A 1800-nucleotide genomic window follows, 5' to 3' on the forward strand; every position below is an offset into this window, starting at 1 on the left:
ACCCCCGCCGCGTCCGCCGACGAGATCGCCGGCGGGACGGGCGGGCGAGCCGTCGTCGTCGACGAGGCCGCCCACCTCGCACCGGCCGAGCAGCCGGCCGCCGTCGCGGCGATCCTGGCCGACTTCTTCCGCATCGAGGTCTCGCATGCCACGGCCTGAGTCCACCCGCGGGGACCGCACCGCGGAGCAGGCCCATGCCGACGGCATGGCGGTGCGCCGGGCCGTCCTCTCCGACGCCCACGTCGACGCTGCCGAGGCCCGCAAGAGCGACTTCACGTCCGACTTCCAGGACCTCATCACCCGCTACGCCTGGGGCGAGATCTGGACCCGCCCCGGCCTCGACCGGACCATGCGCAGCGCCATCACGATGACCGCGCTCATCGCGAACGGGCACTGGGACGAGTTCGCCATGCACGTGCGGGCAGCACGCCGCAACGGCCTGACCGTCGCGGAGATCCAGGAGGTCATCCTCCAGTCGGCCATCTACCTCGGCGTCCCGAGCGCCAACCACGCCTTCGCGATCGCCCAGGAGCAGATCGCCCGATTCGAGCAGGAAGAAGGAGACCGGTCATGACTGCGCCCACCTCATCGCTCGCCCCGTCCTTCGTCTACGACGCGGTCCGCACGCCGTTCGGCCGGTTCGCCGGTGCCCTCGCCGGGGTGCGCCCCGACGACCTCGCCGCTGTCGTGGTCGAGGCGATCGTCGCGCGGGCCCCCGGCCTGCGCTCCGACGCGACCCGGATCGACGAGGTCGTCTTCGGCGACGCGAACCAGGCCGGCGAGGACAACCGCAACGTCGGGCGGATGGCCGCGCTTCTCGCCGGGCTGCCGACGAGCATCCCCGCCACGACGGTCAACCGGCTGTGCGGGTCCAGCCTCGACGCCGCCATGTTCGCCTCCCGGGAGATCGAGGTCGGCGACGCCGACATCGTCCTCGTCGGTGGGGTCGAGTCGATGAGCCGCGCACCCTGGGTGCTGCCGAAGACCGAGAAGCCCTACCCCGCAGGCAATCTCAGCCTCGCCTCGACCACCCTCGGCTGGCGCCTCGTCAACCCCAACATGCCGGCGGAGTGGACGGTGTCCCTCGGTGAGGCGACCGAGCAGCTGCGCGAGAAGTACGACATCAGCCGGGAGCGCCAGGACGCCTTCGCGGAGCGCTCGCACCGGCTCGCCGACGAGGCCTGGGGCTCCGGCTTCTACGACGACCTCACCGTGGCGGTGCCCGGCGTCGACCTGGCCCGCGACGAGTCCATCCGACCGGACACCAGTGTCGAGCGCCTGGCCGGCCTGAGGACCTCGTTCCGCAAGGAGAACGGCACCGTCACCGCGGGCAACGCCTCGCCGCTCAACGACGGGGCCTCGGCCGTGCTGCTCGGCAGCGCGGCGGCCGCCGACCGGATCGGGCTGGCTCCCATCGCGCGGATCGCGGGCCGCGGCGCCAACGCCGTCGAGCCGCAGTTCTTCGGCTACGCGCCCGTCGAGGCGGCGAACCGGGCACTGGCCCGGGCCGGGATCAGCTGGGACGACGTCGAGGAGGTCGAGCTCAACGAGGCCTTCGCCGCCCAGTCACTCGCCTGCGTGGACGCGTGGGGCATCGACCCGGAGATCGTCAACCCGCACGGCGGCGCCATCGCCATCGGGCACCCGCTCGGTGCCTCCGGCGGCCGCATCCTCGGCACCCTGGCCCGGAGCCTGCAGCGCAGCGGCAAGCGCTGGGGCGTCGCGGCCATCTGCATCGGGGTCGGGCAGGGCCTGGCCGTCGTGCTCGAGAACGTCTCGGAAGCCAAGGCGTGAGGAACG

2 protein-coding genes are annotated in these 1800 nt (G+C 72.9%); both read left to right on the top strand.

The features are described from left to right. Positions 1–145 precede the first annotated feature (145 nt). Positions 146–574, top strand: coding sequence for a 4-carboxymuconolactone decarboxylase (gene pcaC / locus N864_RS21990; RefSeq protein WP_034722552.1), 429 nt, complete (start codon positions 146–148; stop codon positions 572–574). Further along, a complete protein-coding gene (locus N864_RS21995; protein WP_034722554.1) occupies positions 571–1794 on the top strand; it encodes a thiolase family protein in 1224 nt (407 codons plus the stop codon). The genes pcaC and N864_RS21995 overlap by 4 nt, the downstream gene beginning before the upstream one ends. The last annotated feature ends 6 nt before the right edge of the window (positions 1795–1800 follow it).

It is taken from the genome of Intrasporangium chromatireducens Q5-1, from assembly GCF_000576575.1.
In the GTDB taxonomy this organism is placed as follows: domain Bacteria; phylum Actinomycetota; class Actinomycetes; order Actinomycetales; family Dermatophilaceae; genus Intrasporangium_A; species Intrasporangium_A chromatireducens.

Excerpts from the sequence above, each read along its gene's own strand:
- pcaC (WP_034722552.1), top strand. The coding sequence starts at position 146 with ATGCCACGGCCTGAGTCCACCCGCGGGGACCGCACCGCGGAGCAGGCC.
- N864_RS21995 (WP_034722554.1), top strand. The coding sequence starts at position 571 with ATGACTGCGCCCACCTCATCGCTCGCCCCGTCCTTCGTCTACGACGCG.